Consider the following 17,127-nt stretch of genomic DNA (forward strand, 5'->3'; position numbering starts at 1 on the left):
GAGGACGAATCCGCGGCGTACCGGCACCAGTTCGAAAACTCTCCGCGTCTTGTCGACCACCCTTGGCTATCCTTCACCTGAAGGTGTGACAGGACGTGTCTTGTGGCGCTGTCGCTACGGGGGTGGCGGGTGGACAGAGAGCTGTACGGCCGTGAGGCGGTCCTCGATCCGACCGGCCTCGTCGCACGCCTGACCGGCCTGGCCCCGTACAGCTTCGCCCCGGTCGACTACGAGCACGGCGACGACCCGCCCGTCACGGTCTTCACCGGCGGCCGCGGCATGGGCAAGACCGCGCTGCTGAAGCAGATACGCAACGCCTACCGGGCGGCACCCCACTCGCGCTGCTCGACTGCGCCCGGGTGGAGGAGCCGCTCGACCACGGCCCCGGCTGGTCGCCCGTCACGGGCGCGCTCGCCGAGCTGGCCGTGCAGCTGTCGCCGCGGGTGCTGTCGGCCCGGCCCGTGGAGTTCCCCCGGCTGTCGCTGGGCCTGGCCGCCGTGGCCAGCATCAGCTGGTCCCAGGAGGACGACGAGCGCGCCCGGCGCGACCTCCAGCGCCTGGGCCCGGTCCTGGCGACCGTCGACGAGACCAAGGGCGCGGCCACCACCTGGGTCACCAAGGTCCTCGCCAAGCTCGCCTCGACCGCCGCCGAGTCCACCGCCCCGCTCGCCGGGCTCCTCGCCGAGGCGACCGTGGAGACCGTCCTGGAGGAGGTGTTCGGCCGGTACCAGCGCAGGACCGAGGCCTGGTACGGCTCCTACCGCAACGCCGGCGGCAACGGCAAGGTCGGCCTGCACCAGCTAGCGGTGGACTTCTCGCACAGCGGGCGCCGCGCCGAGGCCGAGGGGTTCCTCGTCGCCGCGCTGGCGGAGGACCTGCGCCGCGCCTACGTGGGCCTCACCCGGCGCGGCACCCGGCGGGGCCGCCCCGTCGTCCTCCTGGACAACGCGCACGTGCCGCTCGGCCGCCGGCTCGTCGAGCCGGTCCTGCGCCACCGCACCGACGGCCGCCGCGACCGGCTCGTGGTCGTCGCCGCCTCCCGCGACGGCGGCCACGATGTGCTGCGCCACGCCACCCGGGTGCGCCTGCCGGAGGTCGCCCACCGGGCGCCGTGCCCCCGGGGCGCGGACATCACCTCGGGCGTCCTCGTCGTCGAGCTGACCCCGCTGAGCGCCGCCCACACGCGCAGCCTCATCGACCGGTACGACCCGGCCGGGCGCACCCCCGCGAACCTGCCGGGCGGGGTGCACCGGCTCACCGGGGGCCGGCCGCTGGGCGTGGCCCTCCTCGGGCGCGCGGCCGGCGAGGCCCCCGCGGGCGTGCGGGCCACCCTCACGCCGGGAGCGCTGCTGGACCTGACGGTGGAGCTGCGGGAGGACGCGCCGGTCAGGCCGGTCGCCGACACGCTGCTGGCCGAGCTGCTGCCGGACCTGCGGCCCGAGGAGCCGGCCCTGCTGGCGGTGCTGGCCGCCGCGCACGACGAGCAGTCGGCGCGGGCGCTGGCCCGCACCCGGCTGCGGGCCGCGTCGGCCGACGGGGACGTGGCGCTGCGGATCCGGGACGCGCTGCGGGCCGACGGCTGGCCGGACGGGCCCGCGCACTTCGTGGCCGACCCGCTGCTGCGGGCCCTGCTGCTGCACCGGCTGCGGTTCCAGGACGGGGACGCGCCCGCGTACGCGGCGTGGCGGGCCGTCCACGAGACGCTGCACCGGCACTACGGGCCCGAACCCACGCCGTACCGGCTGCGCCAGGAGCTGGCCCTCGGGCGCGCGGAGGGGGCCGTCACCGAGCTGCGGGGCGCCTTCCCCGACCCTGACGTGCGGGGCTGGCTGGACCGGTTGCGGTTCATCGCCTCGGCGCCGTACCCGCGCGAGCTGCACCGCCCGGGGCCCGACCCGCGCCGGGCGCTGGCCCTCGGGCAGGACCCGGGCGGGGCGCCGCCGGAGGGCCTGGACGCGGAGGGCGTGTCGCTGCACCTGTCCGTGCGGCGGCTGCTGCACGCGGTGTGGCTGCTCACCGACCCGCTGGCGCTGCCCGACGAGGACGTGATCGACAAGCTGGCGTACGAGCTGCGCCAGCTGTCCGGCCGGCATCTGACCGGCAACAGCCTGCTGTGGGACGCGGCCACCCACTGGCCGAGGGACATCCGGGCCTGGCGGAGCCTGTCGTCGCCGCCGGGGCCGGAGGACGGAGCCTGACGAGCATGCGGAATCCCCTGCGCTACCGCGTCTTCTACACCGCCCGGCAGAAGATCGTCACCAGTACGGTGGTGCTGGCCCTGCTGGTCTGGGGCACGTTCGTCGTCGTCGACCGGGCCACCACTCCCGAGGACCGCTCGTGCGCGCCCGGCGTCGAGCGGCCGCAGGGCAGCGGCGAGTGCGTGGGCGTGGCCATCGCCGGGGACGGCTACGACTTCGGCCAGCCGCACCTGGCCCCGGTGGCGGCCGCCATCGGCCGGGAGAACGCCACGCTGCGCGGGGGCCGGTACGCGACGGTCGCGCTGCTGCTGCCGCTGACGTCGACGGGCGGCGGGCTGCCGCAGAAGGTGCTGCACGAGCTGCAGGGCGCGTTCGCCGAGCAGTACCGGGCGAACCGCGACAACAACCAGACCCCGAAGATCCGGCTGCTCCTCGCCAACACCGGCAAGGACAACGTCCACTGGAAGCGGACGGTCGACCAGCTCAAGACGCTGACCGGCGACCCGCACCGGCTGCGGGCCGTGTCGGGCATCGCCACGAGCAACGCGGCGGTGCGCGGGGCGGTGGGCGAGCTGACCAAGGCGGGCATCGCCGTCGTCGGCACCACCATCACCGCCGACGACATCGCCAACGGCCCCCGCCGCAGCCCGTTCCCCGGCCTCGCCCGGGTCTCCCCCACCAACGGCGACGAGGCCCGCGCCCTGGCCGACTTCGGCGCGGTCGACTCCGCCAAGGCGCTCCTGGTCCACGACACGCGGACCGGCGACCACTACACGGACACCCTGAAGAACGCCTTCTCCACGCTGCTGAAGAAGTCCCCGTACGAGCCGCAGCTGTTCACCTCCGCCGAGGACCCGAACGCCGAGGGCACCACCGCCAACACGTTCCGGCAGATCACGCACCTGGTGTGCGACACGCGCGCGGAGACCGTGTTCTTCGCCGGGCGCCACACCCAGCTGCGGCAGTTCATCAACGCGCTGGGGGCACGCGGCTGCAAGGAACGCAGGTTCACGCTGCTCACCGGTGACGAGGCCTCCTACCTGGGCGCGGACCGGCAGCTCGACCGGGAGGCGCTCGACTCGGGGCTGACGGTCCGCTACGCCGCGCTGGCGCACCCGGACGCGTGGCGGGCCGCGGGCCGGTACGCCCCGCCGAGGACGGGCGGGTCGCCGGCGGCGTACGCCGAGTTCCTGCGGATGCTGGGCGAGGCGTCGAAGGCGCCGACGGGGCCCATCGGCCCGTTCGGGCCCGCCACGCTCGCCGACGGGCAGGCCATCATCGCGTACGACGCGATGGCGCTGGCGGTCCGGGCGATCCGCGAGGCGACGCCGCCGGGCCAGTGGGGGCCGGCGGTGGCGGACGTGGGCCGGCAGTGGCCGCAGGTGAAGGGGCCGCTGAAGGTCGAGGGGGCGAGCGGCTGGATCTGCCTGGACAACTACGGCAACCCGTACAACAAGGCGGTCCCGGTGGTGGAGCTGACGAACACGACCCCGAAATTCGTGGCGCTGGCCTGGCCGGAGGGCAAGCCGCCGGCGGACAACTGCATGCCGCCGCGCCGGTCGTAGCGCCCGCGGACGGCGCCCGAGCCCGCTGCCGGGCGTCGGACCCGCAGCGGGCCCGCGGGCCTACAGCCGTGCCCGCGGCCGGTCCTGGAGTGCGGCCGCGAGGCGCCCGAAGCGGTCGCGCCAGGCGGCGAGGCGCTCCTCGCGCAGCGCGTCGGAACCGTGGAACCCGTGCGTGAACCGGAGGACCGTGGCCAGCCGGTCACCGTGCTCGCCCGGCTCCAGGTGGAACCGGACCCGCCCGCCGTCCCCGGACAGCGAGTACTCGACGATCCGCTCCACGTCCCACGCCGTGACCGTCCCGGCCACGGCAGCGGCCTCCGGGTCGTCCACCCAGCGCAGGGCGACCGCCCCGCCGAGGCGGGGTTCCAGCGGGTCGGCTTCGGCCAGCCAGGACCGCAGGCCCTCCCGGGTCGCGAGGGAGGGCCAGACGTCCTCCTCGGGGTACGGCAGGGGCACCACGAACCGAACGACGTGGAGGTCGCCGCGGCTCTCGCTGGTGCCGGCGGCTGTGGCGTCCATGCCTCCAGCGTCGCGCGCCCGGTGCGGGCGCGCTACCTCACCGGACGCCGGCCGTGGGCGCTCACCGGACGCTCACTGGACGCCGGAGTAGCCGTGCAGGCTGTTCACGAACAGGTTGACGCCGTAGTAGTTGAACAGCCAGCACGCGAACGCGATCAGCGCCACGTACGAGGCCTTGCGGCCCTTCCAGCCGGCGGTCGCGCGGGCGTGCAGGTACGCGGCGTAGGCGACCCAGGTGATGAAGGACCAGACCTCCTTGGCGTCCCAGCCCCAGTAGCGGCCCCAGGCGTCGCCGGCCCAGATGGCGCCCGCGATGATCGTGAACGTCCACAGCGGAAAGACGGCGGCGTTGATGCGGTACGCGAACTTGTCCAGGCTGGCCGCCGACGGCAGCCGCTCCAGGACGGACCGGGCGAAGCCGCCGGTCTCCTCGCCGCGGGCCACCTTGGCCTCGTACGTGTCGCGGAACAGGTAGAGGAGCGTGGCGACCGCGCCCAGGTAGAAGACCGCACCGCAGAAGATCGCGGTCGAGACGTGGATGTAGAGCCAGTACGAGTCGAGGGCCGGGACGAGCTGGTCGCTCTCGGTGTACAGCCAGGTCGTGGCCACGCCCAGGTCGAGCAGGACGGTGGTGACGAGCGGCAGGCCGAGCCAGCGGACGTTCTTCTTCGCGAGGAGGAACGCCAGGTACGCGCCGACCACCACCGTGGAGAAGGTGGTGGAGAACTCGTACATGTTGCCCCACGGGGCCCGCTGCACCGACAGGGCGCGGGCGACGACGCCGCCGGCCTCGATCAGGAACGCGAGCGTGGTCAGCGAGACCGCGATCCGGCCGTACAGGTCGCCCTTCTCGTCGTCGCCGGCGGCGCCGGGGCCGTCCGGGACGTCCCGCGCCCCGGTGGAGGACCGGGTGACGACCTTCGGCTTGTCGAGGACGGCGGTGGCGCCGGCCCGCTGCCCGCCCCGCACCTGCACGGCGGGCGCGGCGGCCGCGGCGGTGCCGGTCAGCGCGGCGGCGGTGCGGCCGACCTTGCTGCGGCTGCCGAGCACCCACTCGGCGATGTGCGCCAGGAACGCCAGCGTGTACACGGCCATCGCCGAGTAGACGAGCACATTGCTGATCTGCGCCAGGTTCTCGTTGGTGGCGGCGGCCAGACTCATTTCCCGTCCCTTTCGACGTCGACGTCAGGCTCTGCTGGTTCTGCTTCCGGCGCGGTCGGCGCCACGGAGTGGAGCGCGGCGGCCAGGTCGGCCAGCTCCTCGGGGACCTTGGCGGACTCGCTGCGGCCCAGCGCCGCCATCTCCAGGACGGTCACCCCGTCCTCGCCCTCGACGGCCCGGACCCAGACCCGGCGCCGCTGGATGAACAGCGACCCGACGAGACCCGCGATCGCGGCGACGGCGCCGGCCAGCGCCCAGCCGTTGGCGGGCTGCTGGGAGATCTGGAAGCTGGCCCACTCCTTGATCTCCTTCTCGAAGGTGATCGAGCCGGCCCCACCGGGCAGCTGCATGGTCTCGCCCGGCAGCAGCTTCTTCTTCAGCGGCTCGCCCTTGGCGTCCTTGAACTGCGTCATCTTGCTGGTGTCCAGCTGGTACACGTTCTGCGGGACGCCGGAGTCGACGCGCAGGTCCCCGTGGTAGGCGGAGGTCAGCAGCACCGGGTACGCGAGCGCGGGGAACTGCGAGAACATCCGGTTCTGGGCGTCCTCCGCGTACGTCGGGACGAACCGCAGCGGGAAGCCCAGCATGTCCTTCCGGCCCTTCCCGTCCCGGTAGCCGTCCATGACCTTGAGGACGCCGGTGGAGGTGACGTTGCTGTCGAGGGGCAGCAGCGGCACGGCGCCCTTGTGGACGACCCTGCCGCGGCCGTCCCTGACGGTGACGACGGGGGCGTAGCCGTGCTCCAGCAGGTACACCTTGGCGCCGTCGACCTCCAGGGGCTCGTTGACGCGGATGACGCCCTTCTTGTCGGGGCCGCCCTTCTCGGAGTACGTGACGGCCGCCTCGAACGTGCGGGGCGTGCCGCGCTGCGGCCCGTCCGGCTCGTACGTGCCGCTGAACTGGTCGAGGACGAAGCTGAAGTGCGACAGGTCCTCGAGGGAGAACAGCGAGCCGGAGCGGAAGTCGTCGTACTGCGTGAGCGTGTTGGCGAAGCCGTCGCCCTCGACGATCAGCTTGCCGCCCTCGGACTTGAAGAGCTGCCCGCAGGCGAAGGCCACGAGCATCACGATGAGCGCGACGTGGAACAGCAGATTGCCGGCCTCGCGCAGGTAGCCCTTCTCGGCGGCGACGGCGTCACCGGCCGTACGGGCCCGGAAGCGGTGCTTCTTCAGCAGCGTCAGTGCCGCCTCGCGGACCTCGTCGGGCGTGGCCTCGGTGCGCCACGTGGCGTACGCGGGCAGCCGGGTGAGCCGCTTCGGGGCGCCGGGCGGCAGTCCGCGCAGCTGCCCGGCGAACTGCCAGGCGCGCGGGACGATGCAGCCGATCAGCGAGACGAACAGCAGGATGTAGATCGCGGAGAACCACACCGAGGTGTAGACGTCGAAGAGCTGGAGCTTCTCGTAGAGGGGCCCGAGCGTGGGGTTGGCCTCCTTGAAGGCGCGCACCTTCGTCTCGTCGACGCTGTTCTGCGGGATCAGGGACCCCGGCACGGAGCCGAGGGACAGCAGGAAGAGCAGGATCAGGGCGACCCGCATGGACGTCAGCTGCCGCCAGAACCAACGCGTCCAGCCGATGACGCCGAGCGCGGGCGGCGCGCCGGCCTCCTCCTCGGCGGGCGCCGTGGACATCCGCGCCGCGGCGTCGGTCTGCTCCGGTGTCTCGGTCTTGCTCATGGAACTCAGATCCCCACCTGGAAGCCGTCGGACCAGCCCTGCATCTCCTGCACGAGGACGTCCCACGCGCCGGTGAGCAGCAGCAGGCCGGTCGCGATCATCATGCCGCCACCGATCCGCATCACCCAGGCATAGTGCCGCTTCACCCACCCGAACGCGCCGAGCGCCTTGCGGAAGGCCACGGCGGCGACGATGAACGGCAGTCCGAGGCCGAGGCAGTACGCGGCGGTGAGCAGCGCCCCGCGCCCGGCGCTCGCCTGGTCGATGGCGAGGGCCTGGACGGCGGCCAGCGTCGGGCCGATGCAGGGGGTCCAGCCGACGCCGAAGAGCACGCCGAGCAGGGGCGCCCCCACGAGCCCGGTGGCCGGGCGGGTGTGGAAGCGGAACTCGCGGCGCGTGAGCCAGGGCATGAAGCCCATGAAGAAGACGCCGAGGAGGACCATCAGCACGCCCAGCACGCGGCTCAGCGTGTCGCGGTACTCCAGCAGCGTCTGGCCCGAGTAGCCGAACAGAGCGCCGCCGGAGATGAACACGGCGGAGAAGCCCAGGACGAACAGCCCGGCGCCGACGGCCATCCGGCCCCGGCGGGCCTCGGCGAGGTCGGTGCCGGTGACCCCGGTGACGTACGAGAGGTAGCCGGGGACGAGCGGCAGCACGCACGGCGAGAAGAAGGAGACCAGGCCGCCGAGCACGGCGACGGGCAGGGCGAGCAGGAGCGCCCCGCTGAAGACCGTCTCGTTCATCGGTTACTGCCCCGTGGCCTTCTCGGCGAGCACCGGCTCGACGAGGGAGCGCAGTTCCTTCTCGTTGAGCGCCTTCAGCGCCCGCGCGGCGATCTTGCCGTCGCGGTCGAGGACGATGGTGGTGGGGATGCCCTGCGGGTTGAGGGTGCCCTTGGGGAAGCCGTTGAGGATCAGCGAGCCGAAGCGGTCGTACAGGCTCGGGTAGGCGATCCCGAAGTTCTCCTCGAAGGCGGCGGCCGTGGACTTCTGCGCGTCGCGGGTGTTGATCCCGACGAACTCCACGCCCTTGGGCTTCAGCTCCTTGGAGACCTTGGCGAAGTGCGGCGCCTCGGCGCGGCACGGGGTGCACCACGAGCCCCAGGTGTTGAGGACGACGACCTTGCCCTTGAGGTCGGCGACGTCGAGCTTCCCGCCGTCGACGGTGTCGCCGGCGAGCTTGTTCGGCGCCTGGCGCTCACCCTTGGCGACGGTGGCGATACCGCCCGTGCCGGTGACGAACTTGGTGTCTCCGCCACCGCCGGACCTGCCGGTGGACTCCCCGCTGCACGCCGTGAGCGTGAGCGCGGCCGTCAGGGCGCAGGCGGTGAGCAGAAGGCCTCGGGGGGCGCGGCTGAAGCTCATGTGAAAAGTTTCGCATGGGCGATTCGGGGATCTTGCGCACCCCCCTGCGTGCCCGTAAAGCCCCTTGTCAAGCGAGCCTAAACGGCCTTGAGGTACGCGTTCCAGCCACCGGGCGGGGTTTGCCCGACCTGCAGTCCGCGCAGCTTCTCCAGGATCTTCGGGTCCTGGACGTCGAGCCAGTCGACGAACTGCCGGAACGACACGAGCCGTACGTCCTTCTTGCCGGCCATCCCCTTGAGCGCTTCCTCCACGGCGTCCATGTAGATGCCGCCGTTCCACTGCTCGAAGTGGTTGCCGATGAAGAAGGGCGCGCGATTCGTCTCGTACGCGCGCCGGAATCCGGCGAGATACGCCTCGGTGGCCTGCTTCCGCCAGCCGGGATAGCGCGACGGCATGCCCTGGGTGGAATTCCGCGACTGGTTGGCGAGGATGTTGTAGTCCATCGACAGGACCTCGAACGAGTGGCCGGGGAACGGCATCGCCTGGAGCGGCAGGTCCCAGATCCCCTGGCGCTCGACGGGCCACATCTGGTGGCCGCCGGGCGAGGACGCGTCGTAGCGCCAGCCGAGCTTCCTGGCCGTGGGCAGCAGGTTCTGCTGGCCGAGGAGGCAGGGCGTGCGGCCGCCGACGAGCTCCTTGCGGTAGTCGAAGGGCAGCGGGTCGAGGTCGGTCCAGCCGCTGTTGGTCCTCCATTCGGTGACGAACTTCACCGCCTGGTCGATCTCGTCCTGCCACTGGGCGGAGGTCCACTTCTCGACGGATCCGGAACCGGCGCAGAAGTGGCCGTTGAAGTGGGTGCCGATCTCATGGCCGTCGAGCCAGGCCTGCCGGACGTATTTCAGGGTGTCCTTGATGTGCGCGTCGGTGAGGTATCCGATGTCGGATGCGCCGATGCGGTTGTTCGGCGGGCGGTAGAGGGTTTTCTTCGACTCGGGCAGCAGATAGATCCCGGAGAGGAAGAAGGTCATCGCCGCGCCGTGGTTCTTCGCGAGTTCCAGGAAACGCGGGAAGAGGCCGTTGCCGACTTCGCCAGCGCCGTCCCAGGAAAAGATCACGAACTGCGGCGGGGTCTGGCCCGGCTCCAGCGGGACGGGCCGCTGCGGCTGGTGCGGCTGCTTTCCGGTGTCGGAAGTGGAGCCGTCGCCGATGAGCCGCCCCTGGGGCGCGCCTTGCGGCTGCTCGCCCCCGCCGCCCTTCCCGTCCCCGCGGTCACGGCCGGGGAGGGAGCCGCAGCCGGTCATTCCCATCGCGGCTACGGCTCCAACTCCCGCGCCCAGCAATCCCCTTCGGCTGATTCCGCGCATCGCTTTCCCCATCCGCGCTCATGTGTGCCGGACAAAAGTCCGAACCGGCACCCAGTGAGATGCGGGGAAAGCGGCGCGGGTTCCCGTGATAATCACACCGCGAGGCTGGAATCAGCCCTCCGGCGTTTGAGCGGCAGGGGGTTCAGGGGGCGGAGCCCCCCGTTTCGGGAAGGGGCGGGCCGGGGAAAGACCCGCCGGACACCGCCTAGGCGCCGAATGCCTTCGACTTCCCCTTCACCGGCTTGGCCCCGGCCAGCAGATGGGCCGGAACGAGATCGCGGGCCGGCTCGCCGTAGCCGACCGAGACGATCCGGTCGCCGTGGTACGTGAAGGTCGTCAGCGACGCGAGCGTGCACTGGCGGCGGCGCGGGTCGTGCCACAGCCGGCGCCCCTCCACGAAGCTGCGCACGATCCAGATCGGCAGCTGGTGGCTGACGCAGACCGCCTCGTGGCCACGGGCCGCGTCGCGCGCCGCGTTGAGCGCGCCCATCATGCGTACGACCTGCTCGATGTACGGCTCGCCCCAGGACGGCCGGAACGGGTTGGTCAGATGGCGCCAGTTGCCCGGCTTGCGCAGCGCGCCGTCACCCACGCCGAAGGTCTTGCCCTCGAACACGTTGGCGGCCTCGATCAACCGCTCGTCGGTCGCCAGGTCGAGCCCGTGCGACCGGGCGATGGGCGCGGCCGTCTCCTGCGCCCGCTCCAGCGGGGAGGCGACGACGTACGTCACGTCCCGGCCGGCCAAGTGCTCGGCGACCCGGTCGGCCATCTTCCGGCCCAGCTCGGACAGGTGGTACCCGGCCCGGCGCCCGTACAGGATGCCGTCGGGGTTGTGCACCTCGCCGTGGCGCATGAGGTGGACGACGGTGACGTCCTCGCGGTCCACGCCGGTCATGCCGTGGCCTCCGCGGCGGCACGGGCGGCGGCCGGCAGGGCGGCCGCGATCCGCTCGACGGCGCGCTCGTCGTGGGCCGTGGAGACGAACCACGACTCGAATGCGGACGGCGGCAGGTAGACGCCCTCCGCGAGCATCGCGTGGAAGAACGCGGTGAAGCGGAAGGACTCCTGGCGCTTGGCGTCCTCGTAGTCCCACACCTCGCGGTCGGTGAAGAAGACCGAGAACATGTTGGACGCGGTCTGCAGCCGGTGGGCCACGCCCTCCTTGCTCAGCGCGTCCGTGACCAGCCCCTGGATCTCCGCCGAGACCGCGTCGACCTTCTCGTACGCGGCGTCGTCGAGGAGCCGCAGCTGGGCGAGGCCCGCGGCGGTCGCGATCGGGTTACCGGAGAGGGTGCCCGCCTGGTAGACCGGGCCGGCCGGGGCGAGGTGCGCCATGACATCGGCGCGGCCGCCGAACGCCGCGGCCGGGAAGCCGCCGCCCATGACCTTGCCGAAGGTCATCAGGTCGGGCGTGACGCCGTCGACGCCGAACCAGCCGGCCTTCGACGTGCGGAAGCCGGTCATGACCTCGTCGGAGATGTACAGGGCGCCGTTCTTGGCGCAGGCGTCCTTGAGGCCCTGGTTGAAGCCGGGGCGCGGCGGGACGACGCCCATGTTGCCGGGCGACGCCTCGGTGATCACACAGGCGATCTCGCCGGGGTGGCGGTGGAAGGCCTCCTGGACCGCCTCCAGGTCGTTGTAGGGCAGGACGATCGTGTCGCCCGCCTGCGCGCCCGTGACCCCCGGCGTGTCGGGCAGGCCGAAGGTGGCGACGCCGGAGCCGGCCGCGGCCAGCAGCGCGTCGACGTGCCCGTGGTAGCAGCCGGCGAACTTGATCACCTTGCTGCGGCCGGTGAAGCCCCTGGCCAGCCGGATCGCCGACATGGTCGCCTCGGTGCCGCTCGACACGAGCCGCACCTGCTCGACCGGGGCGACGCGGGCGACGATCTCCTCGGCGAGGGCGACCTCGCCCTCACCGGGCGTGCCGAAGGAGGTGCCGCGGGCGACGGCGTCCTGCACGGCGGCGATCACCTCGGGATGGGCGTGACCGAGGATCATCGGGCCCCAGGAGCAGACGAGGTCGACGTACTCGCGCCCGTCCGCGTCGGTGAGGTACGGCCCCGTGCCGGACACCATGAAGCGGGGCGTACCGCCCACGGCACGGAAGGCCCGGACGGGGGAGTTCACGCCGCCGGGCGTCACCTGGGACGCGCGGTCGAAGAGCGACTGTGAGACTGGGGCTTCGTATGAATACGACACTTGGGTCCTGACCTGCGAGAACGAGTGGGCGGGCGGCTATGGGCGGGGCGCGGCCGGGTTTTTCCGCGCACCACCCGGTGAGCGCTCCGCGGAGACCTCCGCCGAGGGCTCCGACGAGAGCTGTGTGGAGAAGTCGGATGAGAAGTCCAGGGCGCTCTCCCGTACGACTCCTTGTACGACCTCACGGCACGGGCCTGGTTTCACGATCTTCCTTCACGATCTTGTTTCATCACCGGCATGAGGACAGGACGTCAGTACTCCGCGTCTGCGAAACTGGGGCGTCATAGGGAGAGCTCACAGAAACCATGGTGTCAGAGGCCCTGACGTTCTTGCGGACAGGTGTTTCACCACACGCTCGCTGGGGAGGTCACTGACACGATGATCGGGTTGCGCGGCGGGGGCTGTGTTACCCAGCAAGCAGTCGGGTGGAGATATGCATCGCGGTGGCGGACTGGGCGAGGGGACCGGCGATCTGGGGCCGGAGCCTGCCCGGCGGGGGAGGCACCGGCGACAGCGGGATCCGGTCCCGCGGGACAACCCCGTGGGGGGCGAGCCCATGGGGAGTGAGGCCGGTGATCCCTTGGGGGGCAGGGGTGGCCGCATGGGGGTGACGTACAAGTACTTCGGCGCGCCGAACGGCGCCACCGCCGCACAGGTCCCGATCTCGATGCGCCCCGAGGAGCTCGGCGGCGACGAGCTGGGCATGGGCGGCATGTTCACCAAGATCAAGCCGGAGACCATAGCCGCGATGGTCCTCACCGGCCTCCAGGGCATGCCCCTGCACAAGGTGCCGCCGCTGGAGCTCGTCGTGCTGCACCCCGACTACGCGGTGGTGAAGCTGCCGATGACCGTGGTCGACCCGCTGCGCGGCGTCGGCGAGGAGTCGGTCGGCGCGGCCGCGTTCATCTGGTCCACGGTCCCGGACCGCGGCGGCCCGCGCGACGCGTTCAACGTCTACCAGCTGCTGCACGAGTGGCAGGACTTCTCGGTACGGCTGCACGAGGCGGGGCACCAGCCGTACTGCCTTGTGTGGCCCTGAGCGGGGTCGGTCGGTGGCGGGCGGGGCTTACGGGGCCCCGCCTTTTTCCTGTGCGGGGGCCTGCTGGAGTGACGCCGAGGCGGCCTTTCACCTCCCCTCTTGCATGGTCATGCGTAATGTTGCATAGTTTTCCTATGTCCAAGGTCCTCACCTCCCTCCCCGTCGGCGAGCGCGTCGGCATTGCCTTCTCCGGCGGCCTCGACACCTCGGTCGCCGTCGCCTGGATGCGTGACAAGGGCGCCGTCCCGTGCACGTACACCGCCGACATCGGCCAGTACGACGAGCCCGACATCGCGTCCGTGCCCGGCCGTGCCTCCGCGTACGGCGCCGAGATCACCCGTCTCGTCGACTGCCGTGCCGCGCTGGTCGAGGAAGGTCTTGCGGCGCTCTCGTGCGGCGCGTTCCACATCAAGTCGGGCGGCCGCCCGTACTTCAACACCACGCCGCTGGGGCGCGCCGTGACCGGCACGCTGCTGGTGCGGGCGATGCTGGAGGACGGGGTCCAGATCTGGGGCGACGGCTCCACGTTCAAGGGCAACGACATCGAGCGGTTCTACCGGTACGGGCTGCTCGCCAACCCGCACCTGCGGATCTACAAGCCCTGGCTCGACGCGAACTTCGTGAGCGAGCTGGGCGGCCGCAAGGAGATGTCGGAGTGGCTGCTCGCGCATGGGCTCCCGTACCGGGACTCGACCGAGAAGGCGTACTCGACGGACGCCAACATCTGGGGCGCCACGCACGAGGCCAAGACCCTGGAGCACCTCGACACCGGGATCGAGACGGTCGACCCGATCATGGGCGTCCGGTTCTGGGACCCGTCGGTGGAGATCCTCACGGAGGACGTGACGGTCGGCTTCGAGCAGGGCCGCCCGGTCACCATCAACGGCAAGGAGTTCGCCACCCCGGTCGACCTCGTCATGGAGGCCAACGCGATCGGCGGCCGGCACGGTCTGGGCATGTCCGACCAGATCGAGAACCGGATCATCGAGGCCAAGAGCCGCGGCATCTACGAGGCGCCGGGCATGGCGCTGCTGCACATCGCCTACGAGCGCCTCGTCAACGCGATCCACAACGAGGACACGGTCGCCGCGTACCACAACGAGGGCCGCCGGCTCGGCCGGCTGCTCTACGAGGGCCGCTGGCTCGACCCGCAGGCGCTGATGGTGCGCGAGTCGCTGCAGCGCTGGGTCGGCGCGGCGATCACCGGCGAGGTGACCCTGCGACTGCGGCGCGGCGAGGACTACTCGATCCTCGACACGCAGGGGCCGGCGCTCAGCTACCACCCGGACAAGCTCTCCATGGAGCGGACCGAGGACTCGGCGTTCGGCCCGGTGGACCGGATCGGCCAGCTGACGATGCGGAACCTGGACATCGCCGACTCGCGCGCGCGGCTTGAGCAGTACGCGGGCCTGGGCCTGGTCGGCGCCGGCCACCCGACGCCGATCGGCGCCGCGCAGGCCGCCTCGACCGGTCTGATCGGCGCCATGGACGCGGGCGGCGCGGAGGCGATCGCCTCGCGCGGCGAGGCCGCGGACGAGGAGACGATGCTGGACCGCGCCGCGATGGAGTCCGGCACGGACTGAGCGGGAGCCTCTCAGGCTGCTCGACGCACCGGGACGACCGCCCTCCGGCTACTCGTGGGCCCCCGACGTCGCTTAATGGTTTAGAGTCATCAAACCATTAGGACGACGGAGGGGGCCCCGTGCTGCTGGCACACATCAGCGATCTGCATCTCGACGGCGGCGAGCGCGCGACCGAGCGCGCCACACGTGTCGTGACCTACCTCAACTCCCTGGCCCGGGTGCCCGACGCGGTGCTGGTGACCGGTGACATCGCCGATCACGGCGCGCCGGAGGAGTACGCCGAGGCCGCCGAGCTGCTGGCGCGCCTCGTGGCGCCGGCGTTCCCCTGCCCCGGCAACCACGACGACCGGGCCACCTACCGGAAGGTGCTGCTGGGCGAGGAGGACGGGGGTGCGGGGCCGGTCAACCGCGTGCACCACGTCGCCGGGCACGCCCTGCTGCTGTGCGACTCGACGATCCCGGGCGAGGACGAGGGCCGGTTCGACGACGAGACGCTCGCCTGGCTGGAGCGCACGCTGGACGAACTGGCCGCCGCCGGGACCCCGGCGCTGCCCGCGTTCCACCACCCGCCGGCGGCCCTGCACCACCCGGTCGTGGACGGGATGAACCTGACGAACGCCGACCGCCTCGCCGCGCTCCTCGCCGGGCGGCGGAACGTTCCCGCCCTGCTGACCGGTCACGCCCACACGCCCGCCGCGACGACCTTCGCGGGGCTGCCACTGCTGGTGGCGCCTGGGGTGGTTTCGACGCTGCGGATGCCGTGGGAGGGCGGCGAGGGCTTCACGGACCGGGCGGCACCGCCGGGGGTGGCGTTCCATGTCGTCGGCGAGGACGGCGGGGTGACCACCCATTTCCGGGTGGTCGGCTAGCGACGGACCTTCCGGGTGGTCGGCTAACGACGGACCTTCCGGGTGGTCGGGGGCCACGGACCGGCTTTCGGACCGGTCGGGGGCCACGGACCGGTTTCGGGCTGGCCGGGGGGCCACGGACCGGTTTCGGGCCGGTCGGGGGCCACGGACCGGTTTCGGGCCGGTCGAGGGCCACGGACCCGTTTCGGGCCGGCGGGGGCCACGGGGAAATGATCTGGCTGGGGCCGCGCGGCCGGTGGCATCCTGGCGGCGTGAACGGACCGGAGATCCACATCAGCTTCGCGCCCGAGCTGGGCCTGTTCGTGGCGGCGCCGCGCCGTCACCGCCGTACCGCCCTGGCGACCGACGGCGTGTCGACGCTCGGCCATGTCGTCGAGTCGCTCGGCGCGCCGCTCACCGAGGTCGGCGCCCTGCTGGTGAACGGCGCCCCGGTCGCCCCGTCCCACGTGCCGGCCGCCGGCGAGGACGTGGAGGTACGGGGTGTCCAGCGCCCGCAGGAGGTGCCGGGCGCACCGCTGCGGTTCCTGCTGGACGTCCATCTGGGCACGCTCGCCCGCCGGTTGCGGCTGCTCGGCGTCGACGCGGCGTACGAGAGCGAGGACATCGGCGACGCGGCGCTGGCCGCGCAGTCCGCGCGGGAGCGGCGCGTGATGCTCTCCCGGGACCGGGGCCTGCTGCGGCGGCGGGAGCTGTGGGCGGGCGCGTACGTCTACAGCCACCGGCCGGACGACCAGCTGCGGGACGTGCTGGAGCGGTTCGCCCCGCCGCTCGCCCCGTGGACGCGGTGCACGGCCTGCAACGGCAGGCTCACGGAGGCGGACAAGGACACGGTGCGCGAGCGCCTGGAGCACGGCACGCGTCGGACGTACGACGTGTTCGCCCAGTGCACGGCCTGCGACCGCGTCTACTGGCGCGGCGCCCACCACGCCCGCCTGGACGCCATCGTCCGCGCGGCCCTGCGCGACTTCGGCGACGCGGCGGCGTAGGGGCCCGCCACCCGACCCGGGGCCTCGCGCGCCTGCACCGCGGCGTGCGAGGCCGCTGCCCGCGACCCGCCCCCTACGGCCGCTCCGCCGTCAAATAGCGCTGCACCGTCGGCGCCAGCCAGGCGATGACCTCCTCGCGGCTCATCCCCGCCGCGGGCGGCAGCCGCAGCACGTAGCGCGCCAGCGCCATGCCCAGGATCTGCGAGGCGACCAGCGCGGCGCGGCGCGGCGCGTCCTCCGGCTCAGGACAGACGCCCGCCGCCAGGGGTCCCAGCTGCGCCTTGAAGATCTCCCGCATGCGTTCCGCGCCCGCCTCATTGGTCACCCCCACGCGCAGCATCCCCGTCAGCCCCTCGTCCGCCTCCCAGCGGTCGATGAAGTGGGTGACGAGGACCGCTCCGATGTGCTTGGCGGGCACCGCGCCGAGCGGTGACAGCCGCAGATCGATGTCGGAAGCGGCGAGGAACAGCCCCTCCTTGTTGCCGTAGTAGCGCATCACCATCGACGGGTCGATGCCCGCGTCCCGGGCGATGGCACGGATGGTCGCGCGTTCGTAGCCGTCCGCGGCGAACCGCTCGCGGGCGGCTTCGAGGATCGCGGCGCGCGTGGCGTCCGAGCGGCGCGGGGTGCTCGGAGCGGCGTCGGGAGTGGCATCGACAGTCATGCC

Annotated in this window: 14 protein-coding genes and 1 pseudogene; 6 read left to right on the plus strand and 9 right to left on the minus strand. The window is 72.3% G+C overall.

The window, feature by feature from the left end:
* Positions 1–359: 359 nt before the first annotated feature.
* A complete protein-coding gene (locus tag ABEB09_RS13245) occupies positions 360–2,198 on the plus strand; it encodes a hypothetical protein (RefSeq protein WP_345690092.1) in 1,839 nt (612 codons plus the stop codon).
* Positions 2,199–2,203: 5 nt separating this feature from the next.
* The gene (locus ABEB09_RS13250) at positions 2,204–3,763 is read left to right on the plus strand and encodes a type 1 periplasmic-binding domain-containing protein (RefSeq protein ID WP_345690093.1); all 1,560 of its coding nucleotides are present in this window, start codon (positions 2,204–2,206) and stop codon (positions 3,761–3,763) included.
* Between the two features lie 60 nt (positions 3,764–3,823).
* On the opposite strand, the gene ABEB09_RS13255 is transcribed toward ABEB09_RS13250, so the two are convergent.
* The 8 genes from ABEB09_RS13255 to hemL form a co-directional block, all read right to left on the minus strand.
* Positions 3,824–4,282 carry an SRPBCC domain-containing protein gene (locus ABEB09_RS13255; protein ID WP_345690094.1) on the minus strand — a complete coding sequence of 153 codons (459 nt, stop codon included), beginning with the start codon at positions 4,280–4,282 and terminating at the stop codon, positions 3,824–3,826.
* A 72-nt stretch (positions 4,283–4,354) separates the two neighbouring features.
* Positions 4,355–5,443 carry a c-type cytochrome biogenesis protein CcsB gene (gene ccsB, locus ABEB09_RS13260; RefSeq protein WP_345690095.1) on the minus strand — a complete coding sequence of 363 codons (1,089 nt, stop codon included), beginning with the start codon at positions 5,441–5,443 and terminating at the stop codon, positions 4,355–4,357.
* Complete coding sequence (gene resB / locus ABEB09_RS13265) at positions 5,440–7,116, minus strand: cytochrome c biogenesis protein ResB (RefSeq protein ID WP_345690096.1); 1,677 nt, start codon at positions 7,114–7,116, stop codon at positions 5,440–5,442. The genes ccsB and resB overlap by 4 nt, the downstream gene beginning before the upstream one ends.
* Positions 7,117–7,121: 5 nt before the next feature.
* Complete coding sequence (locus ABEB09_RS13270) at positions 7,122–7,859, minus strand: cytochrome c biogenesis CcdA family protein (RefSeq protein ID WP_345690097.1); 738 nt, start codon at positions 7,857–7,859, stop codon at positions 7,122–7,124.
* Between the two features lie 3 nt (positions 7,860–7,862).
* Positions 7,863–8,480: a TlpA family protein disulfide reductase gene (locus ABEB09_RS13275; protein WP_345690098.1), complete on the minus strand. Its 618-nt coding sequence runs from the start codon at positions 8,478–8,480 to the stop codon at positions 7,863–7,865.
* 77 nt (positions 8,481–8,557) lie between these two features.
* Positions 8,558–9,784 (minus strand): polysaccharide deacetylase family protein, encoded by a 1,227-nt coding sequence (locus tag ABEB09_RS13280; RefSeq protein WP_345690099.1) that lies wholly within the window; start codon positions 9,782–9,784, stop codon positions 8,558–8,560.
* A 205-nt stretch (positions 9,785–9,989) separates the two neighbouring features.
* Positions 9,990–10,679 (minus strand): histidine phosphatase family protein, encoded by a 690-nt coding sequence (locus ABEB09_RS13285; RefSeq protein ID WP_345690100.1) that lies wholly within the window; start codon positions 10,677–10,679, stop codon positions 9,990–9,992.
* Positions 10,676–11,983: a glutamate-1-semialdehyde 2,1-aminomutase gene (gene hemL / locus ABEB09_RS13290; RefSeq protein WP_345690101.1), complete on the minus strand. Its 1,308-nt coding sequence runs from the start codon at positions 11,981–11,983 to the stop codon at positions 10,676–10,678. Before hemL ends, ABEB09_RS13285 begins: the two co-directional genes overlap by 4 nt.
* A 586-nt stretch (positions 11,984–12,569) precedes the next feature.
* On the opposite strand from hemL, the pseudogene ABEB09_RS13295 reads away from it, so the two are divergent.
* The 4 genes and pseudogenes from ABEB09_RS13295 to ABEB09_RS13310 form a co-directional block, all read left to right on the plus strand.
* A pseudogene (locus tag ABEB09_RS13295) lies at positions 12,570–13,022 on the plus strand (hypothetical protein); the annotation flags it as partial.
* A gap of 134 nt (positions 13,023–13,156) precedes the next feature.
* Complete coding sequence (argG, locus tag ABEB09_RS13300) at positions 13,157–14,605, plus strand: argininosuccinate synthase (RefSeq protein WP_345690103.1); 1,449 nt, start codon at positions 13,157–13,159, stop codon at positions 14,603–14,605.
* 119 nt (positions 14,606–14,724) lie between these two features.
* Entirely contained in the window at positions 14,725–15,474 is a 750-nt protein-coding gene (locus ABEB09_RS13305; RefSeq protein ID WP_345690104.1) for a metallophosphoesterase, read from the plus strand.
* A 251-nt stretch (positions 15,475–15,725) separates the two neighbouring features.
* Positions 15,726–16,460 carry a Mut7-C RNAse domain-containing protein gene (locus ABEB09_RS13310; RefSeq protein WP_345690105.1) on the plus strand — a complete coding sequence of 245 codons (735 nt, stop codon included), beginning with the start codon at positions 15,726–15,728 and terminating at the stop codon, positions 16,458–16,460.
* Positions 16,461–16,533: 73 nt separating this feature from the next.
* Here ABEB09_RS13310 and ABEB09_RS13315 read toward each other — a convergent pair whose 3' ends face one another.
* Positions 16,534–17,124, minus strand: a complete 591-nt coding sequence (locus ABEB09_RS13315; RefSeq protein WP_345690106.1) for a TetR/AcrR family transcriptional regulator — start codon at positions 17,122–17,124, stop codon at positions 16,534–16,536.
* Positions 17,125–17,127: the final 3 nt, after the last annotated feature.

Source organism: Streptomyces coeruleoprunus, from assembly GCF_039542925.1.
GTDB lineage: Bacteria > Actinomycetota > Actinomycetes > Streptomycetales > Streptomycetaceae > Streptomyces > Streptomyces coeruleoprunus.